Here is a 17989-nt window from a genome sequence, read left to right on the forward strand (position 1 = left end):
CCTGCGGCGATATGAGAGAGGGAGAGTATAGTCGCCCGAGGACGCTTATTCCTGACGGGCAAACCGGGCCAGCTCACGATCCCAGTCCAGTGTGCCATCGCTGTGCCGGTCCGCCTCGGTCAACCGGTCTGCCGGCACAAACCAGGTGACTTCGAACAGCAAACCATCCGGGTCATGGCCGTACACACTCTTGTGCACCCCATGGTCTTCTTCCAGGCCCAGCTTGCCGATGGCTGCCAGCTGGTCACGAATCCGCTTTAGTTCCTGCAGTGTGTCCACTTCCCAGGCCAGGTGATACAGACCCGCCGGCGGCTCGTGCGCGCCCGGCGTTTCGCCGCGCGGGCTGAACACCCCGGCACGCTGCTGGCCCAGATTGCGGGCAAACAGCGCCAGATCATGGTCATTATCCGAATCGGCTGCCTGGGCAAACACCGCCCGGTCCGGCTGGGCGCCCGGTTTGGCACGAAAGCCCAGCACCTCGCGGTAGAAATCACTGCTGCGGCTGACGTCACTGACGTAGAGCACCGCATGGTTGAGTCGCTTGATACCCATGGTTCACCTGATCTGACGAAAAAGGGCCTCAGTCTAGCGTGAGCGCGACATTTGTTCAGCCCTCTACTGGTTATGGTTATGCCAATGTGGTATCAGTGACGTGGAGAAACCTTGCCGAGAATCCGCCATGTCTACCCTCCAGCCCTATGCCTTGCCGGATGCCACCGCGTTGTTGCAGCAACGTCAGCAGGACGATTTTTGCCTCGAAAAACAGTTGAACCGCCACCTGGGTCTGCTGGACGACATCCAGCCCCGGCTCAATCCCGCCAGCCACGTCCTGCGCCAGGAGGCCATGGATCAGCTGGCAACGCTGCCCGACGGCGTACTGCACGGTTTGCCCTGTTCTGTGAAAGAAACCCTCGGCATCGCCGGGCAGGCGATCACCGCAGGTTCGAACTATATGCGGCCGATCGTGCCTGGCGAGGATTCGCCGGTGGTGGCGCGAATCAAGGCCGCCGGCGCCGTGATCATGGCGCGCGGGAATGTGCCGGAATTCGCCATGACCGCCGAAAGCAGCAATCCGCGCTATGGCCTGACCCGCAACCCGCTCGACCCGTCGCGGGTCGCCGGTGGCTCTTCGGGCGGCGATGCCGTGATGGTCGCCAGTGGCGCCGTGGCGTTTGGGGTGGGATCCGACATCCTGGGCTCGATCCGCATCCCGGCAGCCTTTTGTGGCGTGGTCGGCTTCAAGCCGGCCTCTGCGGCCGTGCCCAAGCAGGGCTGCTGGCCGACCATAGCCGGCTTTACCGACAGCTGGCTGGCCGTCGGCCCGATCACCCGCTCGGTCCGTGATGCCCGGCTGGTATATCAGGTGCTGAGTGGCCAGACCCTGCCCGAAGCGCCGCCGCTCAGGACACTGCGGCTGATTGACGCCGATGCCTTCCCCTGGCGTCCCGAGTCTGCCTGCATCGAACAGGCCCTGGCCGCGGCCCGCACGGCCTTGCTGGCGGACGGCATGCAGGCAGAGCAACAGCGCTTTGACGAAGTGGCGGCCCTGTATGACCTGATGGCCCCGATGTTGCTGCACGACTTGCAGGACGACTGGTACGGGCTGTTGCGCAGTGGCGGGCGCTCCTTCCATCTGCTGGCAGAGGCCTGGCGCCAGCTCACCGGACGACCGGGCATTGATCGCGGCATGTTCATGTGGCTGGTGTACGCCGCGACCAGCGGGCGACTGACCCGGCCGCGCAGCGCGGCCCAGGCCGAGCGGCTGATCGGTCGTTTCCAGACCGTGCGTGAACTCTACCGCAGCATTCTGGGAGAAGATGGCATCCTGCTGTTGCCGACCATGGGGCTGCTGGCGCCGCCGCACGGCGAAATGAATCGCCGCAGCCTGCGCCCTGGCCTGAATCGCCAGCTCAGCCCGCTGGCGCTGTGCAACTACGCCGATCTGCCGGCCATCGCCGTGCCGGGCTGGCGCTTTGCCGACCCGGCAACCGGCCTGCCGCCCAGCGTGATGCTGGTGTGCGCACCGGGTAACGAGTCAGCGCTGCTGGCAGCCGCCGAGCGGGTGCAGGCTGCCCTGACGCCGCTCAGGGGCGCTGCTTGAAGAAGGTGAGGGGTGCCACCGCCGGAATCTCGCTCGGCGGTGGTGACTTCAGGACATGCTTTTTCATCTTGCCCATCACGTGCATCTCGCACGGACGGCATTCAAACTTGAGGGTATAGGTCTCGCTGCCCGATTTCAGCACCAGCGGATCGGCGCGCACCTGACCCATCACCCCCTTGACGCCCTTGGCCTGCTTCGGACACAGATTGAAGCTGAAACGCAGGCAATGCTTGGTGATCATCAGGCTCACCTCGCCGGCTTCCTCGTGCGCCTCGTAGGCCGGCTCAATCACTTCAACACCATGCTTGCGGTAAAACTGCCAGGCCAGCTCGTTATAGACATTGGCCAGATAGCTCAGGGTGTTTTCCGGATAGACCGGGGCAGGCGAGGCCGCCGCCTTGCGCGGTGGACGCTGCCAGGCAGCCAGACGCGCCGCCTCCAGCGCGGCCACGGCATCCCGGCGCAGGCCGTTGATGACCGACGCCGGGACAAACCAGGGCTGAGACAACTCAAGCTGGATGTCATGAGCGATAAAGCAGCTGTTGCCCAGCTTGCCCAGACCATCCAGCAATGACTGGCGTGCACGCCCGGCATCCTTGGCGGGCTCCAGGGCGATGGCGACGCTGGCCTCGGCCATGCAGCCATCGGCATCGGTCAGGCTGAGCGTCAGCCCGTCGGCCTGCTCGCGCAGCCTTGCCCACAGTCCGATGCGGCGCTCGGCCGACGGCTTGAGCAGCGCCAGCTCCCAGGCATGATCACGGTTGCGGCTCAGCTCGATACCGGGGCGCAGGCCCGCCAGCAGGGCCGGGTCGTTCGGCTGGCAGCGCCACACCGGCACGCCCTCGCTGTCATGGCCAACCGCCTTGACGGTGTTGAGCTGCATGCCGATCACTTCGCGCTTGTGCAGATAACTGATGCCATCACCGTTGCTCATGGCCTCCTGCGTGGCGATCTCCAGCCAGTTCGGTCCGACCTGATGCACCGTGCCCAGCGCCACGCCGACAAACTTCGGCGAGTCAAACGCACCGATATCGATCTGCCGGCCGCTGGCAAAGTAATCCGTGCTGCCGCGGTGGAAGGTCTTGTCCGGGTCCGGGGTAAAAAAGATCTCGCTGCTGCCACTGGAGGCCGGCGCCAGTTCCGGGCGGCGCTCGAAAATTTCATCCAGCAACAGACGGTAATGCGCGGTGATGTTCTTGACGTAGCTGACGTCCTTGTAGCGACCCTCGATCTTCAGCGAGCGCACACCGGCGTCCAGCAGGGCTTCCAGATTGCGACTCTGGTTATTGTCCTTCATCGACAGCAGATGCTTGTCGAAAGCGATCACCCCGCCTTTCTGGTCGGTCAGGGTATAGGGCAGGCGACAGGCCTGCGAACAATCGCCACGGTTGGCGCTGCGGCCGGTTTCGGCGTGGCTGATATAGCACTGACCGGAAAACGCCACACACAAGGCCCCGTGGATGAAGTATTCCAGCGTGGTTTCGCCGTCCAGCCGGGCGGCAATCTCGCGAATTTGCGCAATCGACAGCTCGCGCGCCAGCACCAGCTGCGAGAAACCCGCATCCGCCAGGAAGCGGGCCTTGGCTGCGTCACGAATATCGCACTGCGTCGAGGCATGCAGCTGGATCGGCGGCAGATCCATTTCCACAATCCCCATGTCCTGAATGATCAGGGCATCCACCCCGGCATCGTACAACTGCCAGATCAGCTTGCGTGCGGCCTCCAGCTCGGCGTCGTGCAGGATGGTATTGAGCGTGGCAAAAATGCGCGCATGGTACTGATGGGCAAAGCGGGTCAGCCCGGCAATGTCGCTCACGCTGTTGCAGGCATTGTGGCGCGCGCCAAAGCTCGGACCGCCGATATACACGGCGTCGGCGCCATGCAAAATGGCCTCGCGGCCGATTTCGACGGTTTTGGCCGGCGCGAGCAGCTCGACCTGATGCGACAACAGACTCATGGGACATTCCTGCAAAGACAAGCGAGGGGCGGAATTATAACGGAATCATGGGCTTGGGTGTGACAGGATTCTGCCGCACCCGGCCATTATTTCAGATAGGACTTGATGACCTGCAGCACCACATCGAGATCCTGCTCACGCTGAGTCTGATCCGGCTGATTGACCAGATGCTCGCTCAGATGACCCTCGATGACCGCCCCCATCAGACCGTTCACCGCGCCGCGAATCGCGGCAATCTGCTGCAACACCGCACCACACTCGGTGCCGTTGGTCAGCAACTTCTCCAGGGCGGCCGTCTGGCCATGCAGGCGGCGCACGCGCGCCAGTAACTTGGCCTGATCGCGGATGGTGTGCGACATACGACAATGCTCCAATCTTAATGAGTATCAGAATTTAGCATAAAAATACAGGGGGGTAGTATTTTTATACTCAGGGGGAGTATGATGGGCCGCATGATTTTACTCATCGAGGCGTGTCATGCCGAGCTTCATTGCTTTACTGCAGCAGGGTAATGCCTGGCTGTTCGTCCCCAGCGCTATCTTGCTGGGCGCCCTGCATGGCCTGGAACCAGGCCACTCCAAAACCATGATGGCCGCGTTCATCGTGGCCATTCGCGGCACCGTGGCACAGGCCGTGCTGCTCGGCCTGTCCGCCACCCTGTCCCATACCGCCGTGGTCTGGGCCGTGGCCATGGCCGGCCTGTCCTTCGGCGGGCGCTGGAGCGCCGAAACCAGCGAGCCGTATTTTCAGCTGATCTCCGGCCTGTTGATCCTCGGTGTGGCGCTATGGATGCTGTGGCGCACCTGGCGCGACCAGCACGGCCATCACCATCATGACCATGATCATCACCACCATGACCACGCACCCCATGCCACACCCCGCGTGGCAGGTGCGGTCCGCTACCGTCCCGTCCCGGCGGCCGCGGTGGCCCAGCCCGGCCTGCTGCACATCACGCACGAGGCGCAGGACGCCCATGAGCGGGCGCATGCCGAGGAGATCCGGCGCCGCTTTGCTCACCGTCAGGTGACGACCGGGCAGATCGTGCTGTTCGGCCTGACCGGCGGGTTGATTCCCTGCCCGGCCTCCATCACGGTGCTGTTGCTGTGCCTGCAGCTCAAGCAACTGGCACTGGGGGCTGTCCTGGTATTGTGTTTCAGTGTCGGCCTGGCCCTGACCCTGGTGGCCTCAGGGGTGCTGGCCGCGTTGAGTCTCAAGCACCTTGCCGGGCGCTGGCAGGGCTTCGGGCAATTCGCCCGCAAGGCGCCCTATCTGTCGGGCAGCCTGATTGTGCTGGTGGGGTTCTATGTGGCGGGAAGCGGTCTGTGGCAGCTGGTCTGAGTCAGGGCTCGCCGGTAATGGCGCGCATCAGTTCGGCAAAACTGGCGTAGGTTTCGATCGGCCCTTCCTGGTCTTCGCCGACCGAGGGCAGGCTGTCCAGCCCGAAAAAGGGCAGCCCCTGCGGCAACTGACCTTCACGGGCAATATAGCCGAGCAGGGCACGGATGGCCTGCGACAAGGTCAGTCCTTCACGAGAGAGAATCGCGACGGCCTGTTCCTTGATGGCCGCGTCAATGGCGGCGCTGACGGTCGTTTGCATGAGGGTGCCCTTTGGCTGTAGATGGGCCATTATGCGTGGCCGGAATTTGATGGTGTGTTGATCTGCCTCTAGTTTCTGTCCGGTGTGGCAGGGTGGCGCGCAGCAGGGTTGCGGCAAAACAAATGCCCGGCTTCGGCCGGGCATTGTGGTGGAGTCTGACGCTGAATATCAGCCGCGCAGCAACAACATGCACAGCGTGTAGAGCAGGGCCATCAGCGGCAGCGACAGCAGTGCCACCTTCATCTGTTGACGGCGCAGCTGCATCCCGCGGGCTGAAGACGATTGTGGCACATGGCCACGGGAGGATTGTCCGTTATGGAAGGTCTTCATCATGTGCCTCTCTTTCATGGGCAGGTGCGGGGTGATTTCAGTATAAGCAATTTTTTTATCTAATTGCATCATGTGAATTGCAAAATATTCGTTAAGTTGTTTGGTGGCAGGCATTCGTCATAAAAAATGCCGGAAACGGCCGGCGCTAATCCGTCTGGCCGGCCGATGGACGTGCGGCGCAGCAAGCGGTATACTGGCGGATCATCTGGGGGCGACCTGGTTTCGACGAGGGTTGCGAAGCGGATGAGGGCATACCGGGATTTCAGTTACCCCGTAAAACGCTGAAACTGTAATAACCGCAAACGACAACGTTTACGCTCTGGCCGCCTAAGGCCGGACTCTGCAGCGGCTCGCTGATGGGCCGTGGAGGCAACTCCCGCAGAGTCATTCCACATCAGCTCGCCTTGGTTCGGGTTACTTGATCCAGGGTTAAATTTAGGTGACTCGCCTCAAACCAGCCTGCCCGTCGGCGGGGGAGAGGTTAAATCCAAATGACACGGCTAAGTATGTAGAACTCACTGCAGAGGGCTTTCGGACGCGGGTTCGATTCCCGCCGCCTCCACCACATTCACTTCCCGGCAGTTTCGGGAAGTACCAGAAAACCCAGACAGCTCAAGGCTCTCTGGGTTTTTTGTTGTCTGTGATCGGCTGTTGGTGCATTGCCGTTGGCGAATGCACCCTACGCGAATGCATCCCCGTGGTTCGGGGCGAGCCGCAGGCTGTCGAGATCGCGCAGCCGCTGCAGGTCGGGCGGCAGGTGAAAGCGCAGGCGGTTGCGGGCGGTATCCGGGTTGTGCCGGGCGGGGGAGGCCATGCGGTTGCGCCCCTGAGTGATGGCGGAGGCAGACAACGCTAAGGGCACGGCGGTGACATAGGGAAGAGGGCGTGGCAGAGGGCATGCAATCCATCCAGCAACCCCTCCGGGGAGCTTTCGCCCCCCGGCCTCCAGTTGAATGCCTACTCCGCCAGCAACACCGTGCAACCCGCCAATTGCCGCATCGGTACCGCACGCGGCAGATACAGCCAGCTCTGGCCATTGACCCTGGCCAGCGACCAGTCGAGCCGGCCATCGACGATCAGGCGGCACAAGCCGGGCTCGGCCAGTGCCTCACGCGGTGGACACAGCTCGGAAACCAGCTCAAACAGCGGTAACAAAGGGCGATGCGGTAGACGGCGATTTGTGAAGTGGGACAGGGGTGAATTACCATACTTGGCAGCCATACTGACTCCTGTGATGAGTTGGTTTGGTTAGCGGGCTCGGGGGTGCTGATGACACCTCCGGGCCCGCGCCCGTTTCAGCGGCACCATGCCGCGCCACATACCCTAGCGAAAGCGATGACAGATCCGCAAGTTTGCGCGGTAGGACGCCATGTTTCATGGCGGCGGATTGCATTGATGCATTGCCATTCGGCGAATGCACCATTGGCGCATTGCTGCGGTGCATTGCTGCGGTGCATTGCTGCGGTGCATTGCCTTCGGCGAATGCACCCTACGCGAATGCACCCTACGCGAATGCACCCTACGCGAATGTGTCCTTCGTCCGCATTGCATCGGCGTATGAAGCCCCCATGTTCCCGTTGCATTCAGGCACGGGAATGCGGTGTACCCGACTGAAACCCTTGCCAGACAAGGCTGTTCCCGTGATTCCCGTTGTTCCCGTCCTGTTTGAGCAAGTAAGTAGATAGGGATAGGAGAGGGTTGAGTTGATCTGTGATGTAGGTAATCAGTATTTGTATGTATGCTCTTATATATTTATATGTATTTGTCATCCTTAAACATCTCTCCCGTAGCATTCCACGTGATCACTGTATCTATTCCCCTCTTTGCCATAAAAAGGACGGGAACAACGGGAATTACGGGAACACATTTATTTTTCAATGGCTTGGATTGCATTGGTCGGTTCCCGCTCTTGTCGCAAACGGGAACCGGATAGATCGCTGCGCTTACTCATTGCCGGATCGTCGGCGGTTCATGGGCCGGAGACCCACGGACTCCCCCTTGCGCATTATTTCAAACAGCGCACGACCAGCGCCGTCAAGGAAGCCGCGGCGGCAAACATCGTCACGCCAACCCATCCCACGCTGGCCAGCAGCACACTGGCGACGACTGAACCGAGCGACATGCCGATGAACATACAGACAAACAGCACTGCATTCAGTCGGCTGCGGGCCGCCGGGTCAATGCGGTAGATCACCGCCTGGTGGGCGATCAGGCTGGCTTGTACGCCCAGGTCAAACAGGAGGGCCCCTGCCGCCAACAGGCTCAGTTGCACGCTCAGCGGCAGCAAGGGGGCCAGGCTCAGCAGGGCAAACGCCGCTGCCGCCAGTGCCGACCCCACGCGGGTGACAATCTCCGGCCCTCGGCGGTCAGCGAGATGGCCCGCCAGCGGCGCGGCCAGCGCACCCGCCGCACCGGCCAGGCCAAAGGCACCGGCGGCCGCACTGCCCAGGTGGAAGGGGCTGGCGTGTAGCATGATGGCCAGCGTGGACCAGAAGGCACTGAAGCCCACCGACAGCAAGCCTTGTGCCATGGCGGCACGACGCAAGGCCGCATGCTGGCGCCACAAGGTCAGCAGCGACCCCAGCAGGGCGCGATAGGGGAGCGCCGTGCTGGGCTGAAAGCGCGGCAGGTAACGGTAGATCGCCAGACCGGTCAGCAGAATGGACCCGGCCGCGATGAAAAACATGGCGCGCCAGCCAAATTGCTCGGCCACCACACCGCTGATGACGCGTGACAGCAAGATGCCGGTCAGCAAACCGGTCATCACGCTTCCTACCACTTTGCCTCGCTGGTCTTCTGTCGCCAGGGTGGCGGCGGCCGGCACGATATCCTGCGCCAGTGTGGCGCTCAGACCGATCAGCAGCGAGGCCGGCAGCAGGAAGGTCAGCGAGGGGGACAGCCCGGCCAGCAGCAAGGCCAGCACCAGTAAAGCCGCTTTGATGAGCATGATATGACGCCGGTCATGGCGGTCCCCCAGGGGCGCCAGCAAGAGAATGCCCAGGGCATAGCCCAGTTGTGTCAGCGTGGGCAGCAGACCGGTCGCCTGACCCGAGGCGCCGATATCGCCCGCCAGCACGCCCAGCATGGGCTGGCTGTAGTAGAGGGAGGCCACCGACAGGCCGGCGCCGCAGGCCATCAGCATGATCCGCGAGCGTGACAGGGGGTGAGGAGCAGCCTGCTGGACCTCGGACAGCGCTGAATGCGCCAGGACTTGAGTGGATGACATCGCTAGCCTCATGAAGAAAGAGAACACCGTGTCATCATGGCTGTGGATTGAGTGTATGTGTAGGTGCTTAAAAAGAAGATCTGTTATACATATAACGTATAAATAATGACAGGCTGCCCAGGATGAATGACGAGCAAACATCGCACAGCGCGCTGCGCATAGCCACGCCGCTGCAGGCGGGAACCGGGGAGCGCATGGAGTGGATGCTGACTTTTCTCAAGATTGTGGAGGCAGGCAGCATGTCCGCGGCCGCGGCCCAACTGGGGACGACCCAGCCCACGGTCAGTCGCCGTTTGCAAATGCTGGAGCGATCCCTGGGCTTGCGGCTACTGCAGCGCACAACCCACACCATGCGCTTAACCCAGGATGGCGAGCGCTGTTATGAGCGCGCCAGGGAGCTGCTGGCGGGTTGGGCCCGGTTTGAATCCGAGCTGAAAGGCGCCAGAGAGGAACCGGAGGGCGTGCTGCGTGTGATCGTGCCGCATGCCTTCGGCCAGGAGCGGCTGATCGGCCCGCTGGCCCGCTATCTGCAACAGCATGCCGGGATGTCGGTGGAGTGGCTGCTGCATGATGATCGTGCCATTCAGGATTACATTGCCGCCGGTATCGATTGTGCCATTCAGGTGGGAGAGGTGACCGATCCGGGACTGGTCGCCATTCCGCTGGCGCAAGTGCCGCGTATCGTGGTGGCGGCGCCTTCTCTGCTCCAGGGCGAGCCTGTGCCGCAAGACGCTGCGGCCTTGGCTGCGCTGCCCTGGCTGGCCCTGCGCACCTTCTATCGCAACGAAGTGCTGCTGACCCACGCCGAGACCGGAAAGAGCAAACGCCTGCCGATCCGGCCGCGTTTCAGTACCGACAGCCTGTATGCCTTGCGCAGTGCGGCATTGCAGGGGGTCGGGGTCGGGATCGGTTCTCGCTGGGTGATGCGTGAATCTCTGGCGAAGGGGCAATTAATCCAGCTGGCGCCCAAGTGGCGGGCGGCGCCGCTGCCGGTCAGTCTGGTCTATCCCTATGCCCGTTTTTATCCGGCACGCCTGCGCCGTTTCATCGACCTGATCCGCAGCGAGGCCGCCGCCATTTTTGGGGCGGAGGAGAATGACTGGGGCCTCGGGGCGTCGTGAACGAGGCGGGTGTCTGGCTACGGCGATGTCGCCGGATCCTGAGCCAGGTAGGCCTGCATGGCAGTGACCACCGCCTGTGGCGCGGTGACATGCGGCAAGTGGCCTTCGGCGTCGATGGCTGACAGCTGGCTTTGCGGCAGGTGCGCATGCAAGTAGTGGCTGACGGACTGCGGCACAAAAAAATCCTGTGAAGCGTGGATGATGAGCGAAGGCACGCTCACTCTGGCCAACAGCTGCCGCTGGTCCCCCTGCAAGACTGCGCACAGTATGGTCAGCATGATTTCCTGCGGGATACGCGCCAGCGATTTGGCAAAGGCTTCTACCAGCGCCGGTTTGCTGCGGTTGCCCATGGCTACCCGCGCCAGTTGTCGCGACCAGACGATCTGGTCCTGGGTCACGGCATCATAGACGCCATCGATGTCTTGTTTGGAAAAGCCCCCGTGGTAGTCGCGGTCGTTGGCATAACAGGGCGAAGCCCCCAGCAGGATGAGTTTGCTAAACCGTGCCGGCTGCTCGATGGCGGCCAGCATACCGACCATGGCCCCCAGGGAGTGGCCAACCAGAATCATCTCGCCAGGCAAGGCCAGCTCGGCGCAGATTTCCAGCAGGTCGGTGGCATAGCCGCTGATATTCAGATAGCGCGCCTGCTGGATGCGATATTGCTCCAGCGTCGCCGGTGTGGCGCCGACATGATCAAACAGGATCAGGCGGTAGTCCCGGGCAAAGGCTGGTGTGACTTGCTGCCAGAAGTGCTGGTCATAGCCGAGCCCATTGACGAACAGCATGGAGGTCGTTGCCGCCGTGTTGCCGGTGACGGTCACGTTGTTGCGTATCAGGGGGTTCGTCTGCATGGCGTCTCTCCAGAGGCGTGGTCTGCCGTGTGGCCAGAGCTGGCTGAGGGTGCCGTTGCATTATGCGATATGAGTTGCGGTGATGCCAGAAAGTTGCATGCGGGGTAGTGTGTGCCCAAAGAAACGGGGTCAGGTCTTTCATTTTGCACGGAAGGCGCAAAATGAAAGACCTGACCCCGTTTCTAGCGTCGTGGCTCAGGCGCTTTGCGCAGCAGAGGGGCCGTCCAATCCTTCTTCCACGAGGATGGCCTGGTAGAGCAAATCGAATGTGGCGCTGGAGACCTTGAACAAGCCCTGATAGGGGTGGGTCAGTTCCAGGATGAGAAAATCGGCGCTGGCAATGGCGATCGAGCCCAGGAACAAGAAAAAAATCTCGAATCCGCTGGCGCTGCCGAGTATGCCGTAGATAAAAAACAGCAGGCATGCCCAGCCAAACACAATGGCCAGCAGTAGTGACGGCACCTGATTGGAGATGTTTCTGATGATGTTGGTGTGGGTGGCCAGGTATTGATTGGTGTATTGCCGCATGGCATTGACGTCATCCTGGCTGACGCCTTCAAGTCGGTGGAAAGCACTGCCGATATTGATCATGGCCTCTGCATCTTCTTGCAGAATGTCGTAACTGATGTCTTTCGGGCCGGCCTGGCTGCGCTCCGGCCAGTAGGTTTTCAACACCCGGTCGATGGACGCCAATAATTGTTTGCGCAGGTGGCGGGTATCGTCCTGGTAGAGCTTCAGGATCAGATCCATATTGGCCACGGCCACGGCCATGCTGTTGAAGTCGGACTGCTGATTGTTGAATGTGGAATATGAAGATGAAATCAGCAGACCAAGCACAATGGCGAATAATGTCCCGATGAGAGAGGAGATCATCTTGATCAACTCTCCCGAGTGGCTGACATAAAACGGGTAGCTGTCATGGATGAACTCGCCGGCCATCGCCAGGGTGAACGTTAAGATGGCGATCAACCCGCAGTGGACAAATATTTTCATTTTCGTGATGGCCTTGCCATGGTGTGGATTCGGTCGCGTGCCGGTTCGGACAGGCCTGCCGGCGGAAGCGCTTACGATAGCCAGAATCTTTGCTGCATGCTAGTGGTATACCCATTGTCTTTGAGGCCTGGTCCGGCGCAAACCACCCTAGTTAACCCAGATCAGGTAGGCGCCCGAGATGATCAGGGTGATCAGGGTGACCGGTATGCCGATGCGGGCATGGCGCTTCCAGTCGATGTCGATGCCACGTCGGGCGGCGGCATCGACGACGATGATGTTGGCGATGCTGCCGACAATCAGCAGATTGCCGGAGAGCGTGCTGACCAGGGCGAGCAGCAGGCCGGCTGTCTCATGGTGGGCAACGGGGAGCAGCAGCATCACGGCGGGCACGTTGGAAACGATATTGGACAGCAGGAAGGTGACGGCAAACAGGTGGGCGGGCAGGTCCAGCTGTACCCCGATGGCGGCGAGATGGGCGATGGCGCGCGAGGTGATGCCGGTGCTTTGCAGTGCATGATTGACCACGAAAAGGCTCATGAACAGGACGAGCAGCTCCCAGTCCACCAGGCCCAGCATCTTGCGTGAGTGCAGCTTGCGGCTCATCAGCAGCAGGCCCGCGCCGATGAGTGCCATGTGCTCCCGCGGGCCGGGCACAAACAGAAACGCCAGCAGCAGTGCGCCGGCCACCAGCAGTCCCTTGCCGGTCTGCCAGGCGCTGAATGGCGTGGCCTCGTCGGTGGTCGTCCGCGCGGCGGCGGGCTGTGTCTCGTGCCAGCGCCCGTGGGTTTGCCAGACGATCAGTCCCCAGCTGGCGAGCAGCCCCAGTGCGACCGGCAAGATGGCGCCGAGGAAATACCCTGAGAAGGAAAGACGCAGTGTTTGGCCCACCAGCATGTTTTGCGGGTTGCCAATCAAGGTGGCGGCGGAGCCGATGTTGGCGGCACAGGCCAGCGCCAGCAGGAAGGGAATCGGTGCCAGCCGGCGTTTTCTGCAGGCGTCTATCAGGACCGGTGCGACGGCCAGGCAGACGATATCGTTGCTGAAGACGGCGGACAGGGCGGCGGTGACCACAATCAGTACGGCCAGCAGCCGCGGCGGGGAGAGTGACAGGCCCGCCAGCTTGTGCGGTATCCAGTCATAGAAGCCGCCCAGGCGCATCTGTGCCGAAATCACCATGAAGGAAAACAGCAAAATCATGGTGGGGAGGTGGATGGATTGCACCGCCTGCTCCGGGCTCAGCGCATCGACACCGATCAGCGCGACTGCCCCAAGCAGCGCCACCCCGGTCCGGTCGAGCTGCAAAAAGGGCAGGCCGCCCAGGATCATGCCGAGGTAGACGATAAAAAAAATGATGAGGATGGTGGTGGTCATGGTGGGCTGGCCGTTCGCGCCCTGCCTGTGGTGCGGCAAGCGGGGGCTGTCTCTGGCGCTGCAATGAAGTTGCGCCATTTTAACCAATCCGGACGGTCTCCGGGCCAGACATCGCCCACAGAAAGCAAAACCCGCATTGGCGGGCTTTGTCGTGTCTCAGGCCGGGTTGGCGTTCATGCGTTCGCGCAGGCGCTTGCGGTGTTCCGGGTACCAGGTGCTCATCACCATGGCCAGGACCAGCAGGGTGTAGTTCAGGGTGGAGTAGGCCCAGGATGGCATCATCGGATGCACGCTCTGTTGCCATGACAACAAGGCGCACAGGGTAAAGACCACCCCCCACATGCTGCTGAGCAGGTAATTGATACGCAGGAACTGCGGGTTCTGCCACATTTCCGGGCTGGTGCCCTCGCGCGCATAGGCCAGGGTGAATGGGTTTTTGCAGGCAATGCCGATCCAGGTGCCCAGCGCCAGTGAGCCATTGGCCAGGGCGCCCATGTAGCGCACGCTCCAGAAGTCATTCAGGAACACCACAAACACCACGCAATAGCAGAAGAAGGCAATGCTCACCCACATGATCACCCCGCGGTTCAGGCGCAGCAGTGCCATGAGCACAGTCAGCACCGCCGCGACGATGATCCCGGCCTTCAGCCGGAACAGCGAGTCCTGGGCGATCAGCAGGAAGGCGATCCAGGGGGCAAAGCTGAACAACATTTTCAGAAAGGACTTGAGGGCGGTCATAGGGCGTTGATTTCCGTATGAAATATACGAAGATCATAAAATATATTTTTTACAAATACACGGCTGACGGTCTTTCTGCCGCGGCAGGACATGCCCTTGTTGTGAATATGGTCAAAACGGCGCAGATGGAGCAAGCCGTCTGGCCTGCGCCAGGCTGAGGGTTAGCCCGCTTTGCCATCCACGCGTGCGCTGCCGAGTATCGGGACGTATTTGATCAGGTAGAGCAAAAAGCCGCCGCTCCAGAACAGGCCCGCGAGCCAGATTTCTGCCTGATAGGCGCCAGACAGGACAGGCAGGGTGGCCAGCAGGCGGCATGCTGCGGCGAGGAAAATGCACAGGTAGGCGAGGTGCTCCAGGGGGCCGGCGCGCAGGGGGCGTCCGGTATGGCCGAGTGCCGTGCGGGTCAGCATGGCGATGGTCAGTCCGCCGGTGGCGCCGATGGCCAGCAGGTGAAGGCCGGCCAGTCGGGGCAGGATGTCTGGCGGGGCCAGCGCCAGCAGCGCGATCCCGGCCGGGATGCACCAGTACCCCCCGTGCAGTACCCACAGCAACGGCGACTTGCGGCAGGCCCAGCTGCCCCAGCCACTGACGCGGTAAGCATGCATCAGCGCCAGCAGCGCATCGGCCGACGTGATCAGCCATGCCGGCAAGGGCAACAGGTTGCCGAGCAGGATGGTGGCGGTGAGCAGGGGCAGATGACGTTCGAGGGCGGGGGTATGGCGTTGTGTGATGCCCGGCAGGGCGTTCTTGGTAAAGGACGGAATGATGCGTCCGCCAATCACCACCTCCAGCGTGACAATCAGCATCAGGGCGGCTTCCATCGGGGTGAATTCGTTGAGTGGCAACCAGCCCAGGTGCGCCAGATAGAAGCTGAGGTTCAACAGCGCCAGTGCGCCCAGCAGCCGCGGGATGAATCGGTTGCGGGTGTTGTTGGCGGCGCGCAGGCGGGTGCGGATGACCCAGGCCAGGATGGGCAAAAACAGCAGGTCGGCCAGGGCGGTGAGCACGACCGGGGCGAACGGCAGCAGCAGGCGTGGTAACAGCCACAGCAGGCAAAGCCCGGCCAGCGCCCGGCCCGTGGGCGTCTCGGCCCCGGTCCAGTTGCGCACCGCGGTCAGCAGGAAGCCGGCGATCACGGCCACGACGTAGCCGAAGATCATTTCATGCGCATGCCAGGCCATGCCGTTCAGCCCCTGACCGGGGTAGGTGCCGGTAAAGCGTTGCCACAACCACCAGGGCATGGCGACGGCGGCGAAGAGCGCTGCCAGCAGATAAAAGGGGCGGAAGCCAAGCCGCAGCAGCGGCAGGCGGGTGTCCGGCGTACCGGGTTCGTCCAGGTGAATTAACATCATGCCTCGCAAATTGGGGGGTACGTGTCCGTCGGTGGCTTAAAGCAAGCTGATTTCCAGGTCGCCATCGACCGTGCAGCAGCAGGCCAGAAGCCAGCCCGCGTCGAGTTCTGCCTGACCCAGGGCGGTCTGGCTGCCCATCTGCCCCTTGCCTGACAGGGCCTTGACCTTGCAGCTGCCGCAATCGCCCTGACGGCAGGCGGCCATCAGGGGGATGCCGGCTGTTTCCAGTGCCGACATCAGGTTGCCCCCTTTGGGCGTGGTCACCAGGTCGCCCCAGGGTTGAATGCGGATCTGGCAGGTCTCTGCCGCCGCCTCGTTCGGGGCGGCGGCCTGCGGGACAAAAAAGGCTTCCTGATGGATTTGCCTGTCCGCGACGCCCAGTGTCCGCAGCAGGCTTCGGGCGGTGTCCATATAGCTTGTCGAGGCGCAGGTCATCACGGTGCGGCGTGTCAGGTCCGGCACCAGCGTTTGCAGCAGTTCGGTGCTGAGGGCGGTGCCGGCCCGGTTGTCCTCCCGGACCAGGATGTGCAGCGACAGCTGCGCCGGATAGCGCTCGGCCAGCGCTTGCCACTCTTCTCTGAAGATCACGTCACTGGCGCGCCGCACATGGTAGATCACCACCAGATGGCAGTCTGGTGAATGTTTCAGCAGCCAGCGCGTCATGGACATGATGGGGGTGACGCCGCTGCCGGCGGCGAGAAACAGATAGGCCTGGCCCTGGGCGTGTTGCGGGGTAAAGCGCCCTTGTGCGCCGGAAACAGAGAGTGCGTCCCCCGGGCGCAGTGACTGGGTCAGCCAGGTGGAGCCCCGCCCCTCAGGCAGGTGGCGGATGGTCAGTTGCAGGTGCGCCGAGATGCCGGGGGACGAGGAGAGGGTATAGGCTCTGAGTTGCTGGTGAGGTACCTCAACCAGTACGAATTGCCCGGGCAGGTAATCAAATGGGGTGCTGCTGTGGCAGTTCAGTGTCCAGACGTCCGGCGTTTCCTGGCGCAGGCTGTGCAGGGTGAGTTGATGCGCAAGTTGCTGGGTGGTGCTTGTCATGGTGAAGATCGGTCTGGTGGCGGCGCAACCGTGAGTCGGGCGCGCTTTGGGGTTGTCAGAACGCGCAAAGTGTACGAGGAATTACCCATTGAAAATCCGTCAGCGCCTGGTGTTTTTTAAATCCTTGACTGCCGTCAAGCCCCCCGGCGGCACACTGATATGGCGGCAAACCCGCACCTAGTTCTTTCGAACTATCTGTGTCTTCTCCTCTTGTCTGCGCCTTTGCTGCCGCAAAACACTTACACTAGCGCTAAAGAATGTATCGCGCCGGTGTTGTGCATGCTGGTCGCGTACCAGTATCAGGAGATGGGTATGTCCTCTACCGCGATCCCGTCGCTGCTCGATGCTCACGGGCGTCGCATCGACTATGTGCGGCTTTCCGTGACGGATCGGTGCGACTTGCGTTGCCAGTACTGCCTGCCTAAAGGCTTCGATGGCTATGCCGAACCAGCCGAATGGCTGAGCTTTGAGGAGATCGGCCGTCTGGTCGCCGCCTTTGCGGCGCTGGGGGTTCGTCGTTTCCGCCTGACGGGGGGTGAGCCGCTGATGCGGGCGCGGCTGGTGTCGCTGGTGTCACAGTTGTCGGTCATTCCCGGTGTGGATGATTTATCTTTGTCCACCAATGGCACGCGCCTGGCGGCGCAGGCCGCTGCCTTGCGTCAGGCCGGGCTGTCCCGCCTCAATGTCAGTCTGGATACGCTGGACAAGCAATGCATGGAACAAGTGACGGGCCGTGACTCGCTGGAGAGTGTCATGGCCGGTTTGCAGGCGGCCAGGGAGGCGGGTTTTGCGCTGATCAAGCTGAATATGGTGCTGATGCGTTCAGTCAATGCCCATGAAGTCGAGCGCATGGCGGCTTTTTGTTTTGAGCAGGGTTTTGTGCTGCGGGTGATCGAAACCATGCCGATGGGGGATACGGGGCGGCAGTCCGGTTATATGTCGGTCGAGGAGATTCTGCCGTCACTGGTGCAGCGCTTCGATCTGAAGCCTTCCGCCGTGACGCTGGGCGGCGGGCCGGCGCGTTACTGGCAAACGGCTGACGGCCGCGGGCAGATCGGCTTCATTACGCCCATCAGTCAGCATTTCTGTGCCACCTGTAACCGTGTGCGTCTCTCGGTCGATGGCCAGCTGCATCTTTGCCTTGGGCAGGAAGATCGGGTGGATTTGCGCCAGCCGCTGCGCGATGGCGCCAGTCAGGAGGCGTTGATGACGCTGATCCGCGAGGCCATGCAGCGCAAGCCGGAACGACATGTTTTCCGCGAGGTGCCGGAGCAGCTGGTGCGTTTCATGTCGCAGACCGGGGGCTAGCAT

19 protein-coding genes and 1 other RNA gene are annotated in these 17989 nt (G+C 62.0%); 6 read left to right on the forward strand and 14 right to left on the reverse strand.

All coding sequences use genetic code 11. From position 1 onward, the window contains the following. Window positions 1–45: 45 nt before the first annotated feature. Window positions 46–552 (reverse strand): VOC family protein, encoded by a 507-nt coding sequence (locus JNO51_RS06790; RefSeq protein WP_215782252.1) that lies wholly within the window; start codon window positions 550–552, stop codon window positions 46–48. Between the two features lie 127 nt (window positions 553–679). Between JNO51_RS06790 and JNO51_RS06795 the strand changes: the two genes are divergently transcribed. Further along, on the forward strand, window positions 680–2101 hold the full coding sequence (locus JNO51_RS06795; protein WP_215782253.1) for an amidase: 1422 nt from the start codon (window positions 680–682) through the stop codon (window positions 2099–2101). Here the strand turns inward: JNO51_RS06795 and JNO51_RS06800 are convergent. Next, on the reverse strand, window positions 2085–4058 hold the full coding sequence (locus JNO51_RS06800; protein WP_215782254.1) for a U32 family peptidase: 1974 nt from the start codon (window positions 4056–4058) through the stop codon (window positions 2085–2087). The genes JNO51_RS06795 and JNO51_RS06800 overlap by 17 nt on opposite strands. Before the next feature lie 86 nt (window positions 4059–4144). After that, window positions 4145–4417 (reverse strand): metal/formaldehyde-sensitive transcriptional repressor, encoded by a 273-nt coding sequence (locus tag JNO51_RS06805; RefSeq protein ID WP_215782255.1) that lies wholly within the window; start codon window positions 4415–4417, stop codon window positions 4145–4147. A 118-nt stretch (window positions 4418–4535) separates the two neighbouring features. On the opposite strand from JNO51_RS06805, the gene JNO51_RS06810 reads away from it, so the two are divergent. Further along, a complete protein-coding gene (locus tag JNO51_RS06810) occupies window positions 4536–5396 on the forward strand; it encodes a nickel/cobalt efflux transporter (RefSeq protein ID WP_215782256.1) in 861 nt (286 codons plus the stop codon). Between the two features lies 1 nt (window position 5397). Here the strand turns inward: JNO51_RS06810 and JNO51_RS06815 are convergent, their stop codons facing one another. Then, window positions 5398–5655: a type II toxin-antitoxin system RelB/DinJ family antitoxin gene (locus JNO51_RS06815; RefSeq protein ID WP_215782257.1), complete on the reverse strand. Its 258-nt coding sequence runs from the start codon at window positions 5653–5655 to the stop codon at window positions 5398–5400. Between the two features lie 168 nt (window positions 5656–5823). Continuing rightward, window positions 5824–5988, reverse strand: a complete 165-nt coding sequence (locus tag JNO51_RS06820) for a hypothetical protein (protein ID WP_215782258.1) — start codon at window positions 5986–5988, stop codon at window positions 5824–5826. A gap of 204 nt (window positions 5989–6192) precedes the next feature. Here JNO51_RS06820 and ssrA point away from each other — a divergent pair. Next, window positions 6193–6550, forward strand: a transfer-messenger RNA (tmRNA) gene (ssrA, locus tag JNO51_RS06825). A gap of 114 nt (window positions 6551–6664) precedes the next feature. Here ssrA and JNO51_RS06830 read toward each other — a convergent pair. The 3 genes from JNO51_RS06830 to JNO51_RS06840 all read right to left on the reverse strand — a co-directional run bounded on the left by JNO51_RS06830 (window position 6665) and on the right by JNO51_RS06840 (window position 9211). After that, the gene (locus JNO51_RS06830; RefSeq protein ID WP_215782259.1) at window positions 6665–6847 is read right to left on the reverse strand and encodes an Rpn family recombination-promoting nuclease/putative transposase; all 183 of its coding nucleotides are present in this window, start codon (window positions 6845–6847) and stop codon (window positions 6665–6667) included. 95 nt (window positions 6848–6942) lie between these two features. Beyond that, complete coding sequence (locus JNO51_RS06835) at window positions 6943–7206, reverse strand: hypothetical protein (RefSeq protein ID WP_215782260.1); 264 nt, start codon at window positions 7204–7206, stop codon at window positions 6943–6945. 784 nt (window positions 7207–7990) lie between these two features. Beyond that, window positions 7991–9211: an MFS transporter gene (locus tag JNO51_RS06840; RefSeq protein ID WP_215782261.1), complete on the reverse strand. Its 1221-nt coding sequence runs from the start codon at window positions 9209–9211 to the stop codon at window positions 7991–7993. 122 nt (window positions 9212–9333) lie between these two features. Between JNO51_RS06840 and JNO51_RS06845 the strand changes: the two genes are divergently transcribed. After that, window positions 9334–10332, forward strand: coding sequence for a LysR family transcriptional regulator (locus tag JNO51_RS06845; RefSeq protein ID WP_215782262.1), 999 nt, complete (start codon window positions 9334–9336; stop codon window positions 10330–10332). A 17-nt stretch (window positions 10333–10349) separates the two neighbouring features. Here the strand turns inward: JNO51_RS06845 and JNO51_RS06850 are convergent, their stop codons facing one another. From JNO51_RS06850 to JNO51_RS06865, 4 genes are all read right to left on the reverse strand, one after another. Then, complete coding sequence (locus tag JNO51_RS06850) at window positions 10350–11183, reverse strand: alpha/beta fold hydrolase (protein ID WP_215782263.1); 834 nt, start codon at window positions 11181–11183, stop codon at window positions 10350–10352. A gap of 195 nt (window positions 11184–11378) precedes the next feature. Then, window positions 11379–12176, reverse strand: a complete 798-nt coding sequence (locus JNO51_RS06855) for a hypothetical protein (protein WP_215782264.1) — start codon at window positions 12174–12176, stop codon at window positions 11379–11381. A gap of 147 nt (window positions 12177–12323) precedes the next feature. After that, entirely contained in the window at window positions 12324–13547 is a 1224-nt protein-coding gene (locus JNO51_RS06860; protein ID WP_215782265.1) for an anion transporter, read from the reverse strand. Between the two features lie 156 nt (window positions 13548–13703). Beyond that, the gene (locus JNO51_RS06865) at window positions 13704–14285 is read right to left on the reverse strand and encodes a hypothetical protein (RefSeq protein ID WP_215782266.1); all 582 of its coding nucleotides are present in this window, start codon (window positions 14283–14285) and stop codon (window positions 13704–13706) included. A gap of 17 nt (window positions 14286–14302) precedes the next feature. Here JNO51_RS06865 and JNO51_RS06870 point away from each other — a divergent pair, with 17 nt between their 5' ends. Further along, a complete protein-coding gene (locus JNO51_RS06870; RefSeq protein WP_215782267.1) occupies window positions 14303–14443 on the forward strand; it encodes a hypothetical protein in 141 nt (46 codons plus the stop codon). A gap of 3 nt (window positions 14444–14446) precedes the next feature. On the opposite strand, the gene JNO51_RS06875 is transcribed toward JNO51_RS06870, so the two are convergent. Together JNO51_RS06875 and JNO51_RS06880 are read right to left on the reverse strand one after the other, a co-directional pair. Beyond that, entirely contained in the window at window positions 14447–15637 is a 1191-nt protein-coding gene (locus tag JNO51_RS06875; protein WP_215782268.1) for an NnrS family protein, read from the reverse strand. Window positions 15638–15673: 36 nt separating this feature from the next. Beyond that, window positions 15674–16678 (reverse strand): 2Fe-2S iron-sulfur cluster-binding protein, encoded by a 1005-nt coding sequence (locus JNO51_RS06880; protein WP_215782269.1) that lies wholly within the window; start codon window positions 16676–16678, stop codon window positions 15674–15676. Window positions 16679–16990: 312 nt separating this feature from the next. Between JNO51_RS06880 and moaA the strand changes: the two genes are divergently transcribed. After that, window positions 16991–17986 carry a GTP 3',8-cyclase MoaA gene (moaA, locus tag JNO51_RS06885; RefSeq protein WP_215782270.1) on the forward strand — a complete coding sequence of 332 codons (996 nt, stop codon included), beginning with the start codon at window positions 16991–16993 and terminating at the stop codon, window positions 17984–17986. Window positions 17987–17989 lie beyond the last annotated feature (3 nt).

Source organism: Paludibacterium sp. B53371 (genome assembly GCF_018802765.1).
GTDB lineage: Bacteria > Pseudomonadota > Gammaproteobacteria > Burkholderiales > Chromobacteriaceae > Paludibacterium.